The sequence below is a fragment of the Bradyrhizobium sp. MOS001 genome, from assembly GCF_004634465.1.
In the GTDB taxonomy this organism is placed as follows: Bacteria; Pseudomonadota; Alphaproteobacteria; order Rhizobiales; family Xanthobacteraceae; genus Bradyrhizobium; species Bradyrhizobium barranii.
This window is the reverse complement of record NZ_SPVJ01000114.1, coordinates 1-4,882: the sequence shown is the minus strand read 5'-3', so window position 1 is coordinate 4,882 and position 4,882 is coordinate 1. Positions and strand designations below refer to the sequence as shown.

The following is a 4,882-nucleotide window of genomic DNA, read 5'->3' as shown; positions in this document are numbered from 1 at the left end:
CGCCCCGGGCGACATCAAATCGGAAGGGTGGGCGAGATCATCTCGGAATCCTGGGCGAGATCAAATCGGTACACCCGGGCGAGATCATCGGAATCCGCACGTATTGGAGTTGGCCAATGCTGGGTCACTTGATCTAGATCGCTATCTCGGAGCTTTAGACGAAACCGTTGATGCTCACAAATCATCCGGCGATCCGAATAGGCTAGCTGAGGCGATCGCCGCTATCCGAAGCCATATCAGCGAATCGACGAATTCCTCGCAAGGGGAGAAGCATTAAGTCCAAGGACCACCGCACGCCCAGACCCGCCTCTTCCGTGCTAAGGCCACTTGTAGGCTAATATCACCTCACGTCGGAGTAGGAACTAAGCGCATCGGTCGGCGACTAAACTCATCTACAACTAGGCAGGGAAGTACGAGCTTTATGGACTCTTTCGAGCAGGTAGTCGCTGAGATTTTATGGCGAGAGGGTTACTGGGTGCGGACTTCTCTGAAGGTCGAACTCACCAAGGAAGAGAAGCGGCAGATACAACTGCCCTCGGCGCCACGTTGGGAGTTGGACGTGGTCGCCTACAAGGCTCAACAGAATTCACTGCTGGTGGTCGAATGTAAAAGCTACCTGGATAGCCCCGGCGTCAAGATGCATGGCTTCGATGGCTCAAACGAAAAGGCCGCTGGCCGCTTTAAGCTATTCAACAAGTCGAACGTACGAGATGTGGTGTTCAATCGATTGCGAGCACAGCTTGTCGAGTTAGGAGCGTGCTCGCCTAATCCGTCTGTGACTCTCTGTCTTGCATGCGGGCGGATAGCAAGCGAACGAGACCGCTCGAAATTGAAGGAGCACTTCGCTGAACAACGTTGGCAGCTGTGGGATGAGTTCTGGTTGCGTGACCGCCTCAAAAGTATGGCTGCCGGCGGGTACGAGAACCAAGTTTCAGCGGTGGTCTCCAAGCTCCTTCTAAGGGGTAGAGCGGAATAGCCTCCCTGCCTTCGCCTTTTCGACCAGACCTGATGCTAACTCCGCTTCATAGTTCGGACCGCATCGCTCGCAGCGATCTTTTCGATAATTGCCTTCACGATGCGGTCGAGCGACTTACCGTCGGAATAATCTGCAGGGGAAATGAAGTCTGCCCGTCTGTCAGTGATCAGCTTCTGCGCCTTTTTGCTGGAGGTATTTGGCCGATACACAGCAATCGAGTGGCCACCCTGCTCACGGACCAGCCGCATGCATGGGATGTCGGTATCGCCATCACCGATGAACACAATGTTGGTGAAGGGAATCGGCCGCTGGTCAGGATCGACGTATTCGTTGATCTTCTTGTGGTCGCTGACAGTGAGCGCCCCTTTATTGATCCGAAACAAGTACTGGGTCTTGGTGGTGTAGTTGATCGCCAATGCGGGCCAGCTAGCAACGCCGTTTTCGTCATAGGCAAAGGAGGAAGCAAAGATCTTGCGAAACTGGCTACCGATCTTGCTCGCCCTTATCATCTCCTTGATGCCCGATGATATAATGAAGTGCTCCAATTTCACGCCATGTCGCTCAGCGTGGGCGTTGATGCGAGCAAACCACCTTTCGACGCCGGGAAACAGTTTGACCGTTTTGCCGTGCTGGGCGATGTCTCTGCGGCGCACAGGCACTCCGGCCGCCTTTGCCCGATCCAACATGAAAGTCATGTAAGAGAGAATCTCGTCTGCGTCGTGCTTCTCGGCTCGCTCTTTGTTTTGAGACCAAAATTGTTTCTTGGTCATTCCAATCGCAGGGATAAAGCTATTCTCTTGAACATTCCCGTGTGCGAAGGTCCCATCAAAGTCGTAGGCGATGGCCATCGGAATCAGCTTTTTGGGCATACCCAAGATCTTCCTAAGTCGAACCTTATTGAGCTGGCTACTCCTATAAAGAGGAAATGAGTCGAGCGTACAAGTCCAGGGCTCACCAGCTAGGTGGTGTTATAAGCCTTCGGACTGGCACCGAGTGCTGGGGTCATAGATGGCGCAGTGGCTGCTCTGCGTTTTTGTTTTAGCGACAACTTGCTTGCGAGGATTCATTGCCACGCTGGCAACGAGTGACATGCGAACGAGTAGCTCTTATTCTGTTTTTGCAGACGCAATTGTGAGGCCGGCATCAGCTAGCTGCTGAATGATGCACTTGGCCATTGTCTTTGCTTCCTCTATCTCGATTGGGCTAGAGGGGTGATCCTTTCGGCAATCGGCAATAGCCGAAGCTATCAGCGAGGTTACTTGGTGGGGATCGATCAAGTCCTCTCCTCTCCTTACAGATCGTTGTGCAGCTCTCAATCACTTTGGCGAAGCGGATGGCGCTGTGGCTGGCACGTGAGGCAATGGCGCTGACGTTGCTGCTGAAGGCACCGAAGCGTCAGTTTTATCGATGAGGTGACGCATCAGAGGCATTATGGTCTTCTCCCAGTCGCCGATCATCAGTGCAGCTGTACGAGGAGCATTCAGTCCAACCTAGCTGCACGGCCCGAGTGCATGTCGTCTGCGCTGGTTACACGAACCCACTAGTGGCTAAACCCGCCGAAGTAATCTGCCTCAGCACCCCGTTCTATTTGGAACGGGATCGAACTGAGGCGTTGTTCTTGGCAGCATAGGAGCTCAAAATGAGATCTTCCAGATTTCTCTTGATGGCGGCGTTCATTTTGACCAGCAACTCGGCGCTGGCGCAAGCTGGCGGAGGTGGTTCAGGTGGGGCTTCGGGAGGAAGTACAGGTTCAGGCAGCGCAGCGGCCGGCTCCATGTCGGGCAGTGGCGCCGTGAACATCCTACGATGAACAAGGCTGTGCAGGATTTAGGGAATACAAATACTGGTATTCTGGCTCCCAAACGATAGGCTTACGGCCCCAGGGGCGCCCCAAAGCAGACGTGGTGCCACCGGCTCCAGGCCACGTCATTTAACCGACGCTGCCCTCGGCATAGCCGACCGGGCTCGGTTGCGGGCGATCTCGAAGATGGACTGCCACTCTGCAGCGCACTGACGCCACATGCGCACGGGCCCAGCGGATGTGATGGACAGCACATACTTCAGGCGTACGGCACGGCATTGTCTCTGTGCGATTACCTAGCCCCTAGGAAATGTGCCATGACAGTCTCCCGCACCGCTCTCTCAGCTTTTGCCGCAATAGTCGGAATCAGTTCGTTCGTCGCTTCGGTCCAGACATCTCACGCTGGCGGTCTCGGACTCGATTGGCTCTCGAACAAACCTTACGTGGAATGTCTCAAGCAGGCACGGATGCTCGCTGATGTGAGCAGCATCATGAAAGGACCGGCGTACCAAGAGGCGAGCTATGAGCGGGGCCGTCACCAGTGCAATCGGCAGTACTACGGTCACGAATAGGCCAGCAGCTCCCGACCCGGGCGATATCGCCAGGTCGGCGAGTCGCCCTCTTGCGTCGCTGGCGCTAGAAGGACGAGGAAAGAGCTACCAAATGCGTTTTCTATTCGCCGGATCAATCCTGATGTCGACTAGCCTCGGAATGATTCTTCTGCTGGTGCTCGATAACTGGCTTAGAGGTGGCTCTTACGTTTGGTGGCTCTCGCTGGCCCTTCTCTTATCGTTCGCAATCCTGTCCCTAAGTATCACGGTGATGGCACGGCTTAGGTGAGCCGAGCGGCCCGTCGAACCAGTCACAGAAAGCCGACGATCATGATGGATACCGAAGTCCAAGCCGAACTGCTCGCTCTGAGAACTTTGGTCGAGCAATCAGCGACGAACGCCCTTCGAAGAGAAAGAGAATGGCGGCGGGTCGGCCGCATTTCGTCCGCCTCAGGAATGCTGAGCAGTTTGGTTGGCCTGGGATTCATTATAACGAATATTGCAATTGAGAAAACGAACACCAATCTGATTTTCCATGACCAGCTCATCATGATGGGGATTACATTGATGGTGCTGAACATCCCGTTGATGTTGTTAGGCTCGGCTATGCGCAGCGGATCGAAGTAATGGCCCTAATCACCCAGCCTGGTTGCAAACACAGTCGCAGTGGCCTGCTTTCCGTAGTACTCCTGAATGATTTCGACTGAGGTACCCATATTGCGAGCGACCTCGAACACCCCCACGCCATTCCTGAGCGCATTGACAGCATAGAAATGGCGTAGGCTGTACACTGAGTACTTTTCCCCGAAGGTGCTCCGTTCGACGCCTGCCTGCCGTAATGCCGCATTTAGCTGATCAATGAGAGTAGTGATCTTCGACCCATCAGGCATGGCGAACAGCAGACCGGCGTCATCTTGGGTCCGTCGTTTTGTCAAGAATTTGTCTATTCGCTTTACAGCGACCGCCCTAACGATCGCATCCCGCTCCCCAGTTTTGCCTCGCACTACAAAGCGGTAATTGCTGCGTCCCTTCTCGTCTTTGAACGGGTGAACGTCTCGGACTTTAAGGTTGTTCGCCTCTCCAGGTCGGAAACCGGTGCAAGCCACGGCCAAAACATAGATCTGTAGCAGCTCTCGACTCGCCTTAGTGCGAGCGTCTCTAGCGGAGTTGATGCGCTGGCACATCGTACGCCAAAGCTGACGAAATTCCCATTGCTCAAAAGCGGGCCGCACCCGTTTCTTCTTTGGTGTGAAGGCTGCTGTGATTGGTTGTTTGTTTCCTCGGAGGCCCTGCTCAGCCGCCCACCTCACGATGGCCTTGCCGAGCATCATGTCCCATTGAAGCGTCTTATCTGTGGGATGCCGCTTGGCGTTCTTCGGCAGCTTGTCGAATGAAGCATAGTATTCCCGGCGCCACGGAATGAATTCCCGCATCACCTTGTCATCGATCTCCTCGACGGCCAATTGTCCAGCGTACTCACGCCAGAACTTCGAGACTCTGCTGATCTGCCTCAGCATGCCAGCCGAGGTTTTGCCGTGCGCATGATCCCGTTCA

The 4,882-nt window shown here is 54.7% G+C and carries 5 protein-coding genes; 3 read left to right on the top strand and 2 right to left on the bottom strand.

Annotated features, from left to right (window positions below; genetic code table 11):
- Together CT676_RS44980 and CT676_RS42995 are read left to right on the top strand one after the other, a co-directional pair.
- Nucleotides 1-277, top strand: a 277-nt coding sequence (locus CT676_RS44980) for a hypothetical protein (protein ID WP_205124641.1), incomplete at its 5' end; no start/stop codon positions are given.
- A 144-nt stretch (nt 278-421) separates the two neighbouring features.
- Nucleotides 422-976 carry a hypothetical protein gene (locus CT676_RS42995; protein ID WP_135217279.1) on the top strand — a complete coding sequence of 185 codons (555 nt, stop codon included), beginning with the start codon at nt 422-424 and terminating at the stop codon, nt 974-976.
- A 35-nt stretch (nt 977-1,011) separates the two neighbouring features.
- Here the strand turns inward: CT676_RS42995 and CT676_RS42990 are convergent, their stop codons facing one another.
- The gene (locus CT676_RS42990; protein ID WP_135217278.1) at nt 1,012-1,845 is read right to left on the bottom strand and encodes an HAD family hydrolase; all 834 of its coding nucleotides are present in this window, start codon (nt 1,843-1,845) and stop codon (nt 1,012-1,014) included.
- Between the two features lie 1,813 nt (nt 1,846-3,658).
- On the opposite strand from CT676_RS42990, the gene CT676_RS42980 reads away from it, so the two are divergent.
- A complete protein-coding gene (locus CT676_RS42980; RefSeq protein ID WP_135217276.1) occupies nt 3,659-3,955 on the top strand; it encodes a hypothetical protein in 297 nt (98 codons plus the stop codon).
- Between the two features lie 5 nt (nt 3,956-3,960).
- Here CT676_RS42980 and CT676_RS42975 read toward each other — a convergent pair.
- Nucleotides 3,961-4,882 (bottom strand): site-specific integrase (locus CT676_RS42975; protein WP_135217275.1); only part of this gene is annotated, 922 nt, incomplete at its 5' end.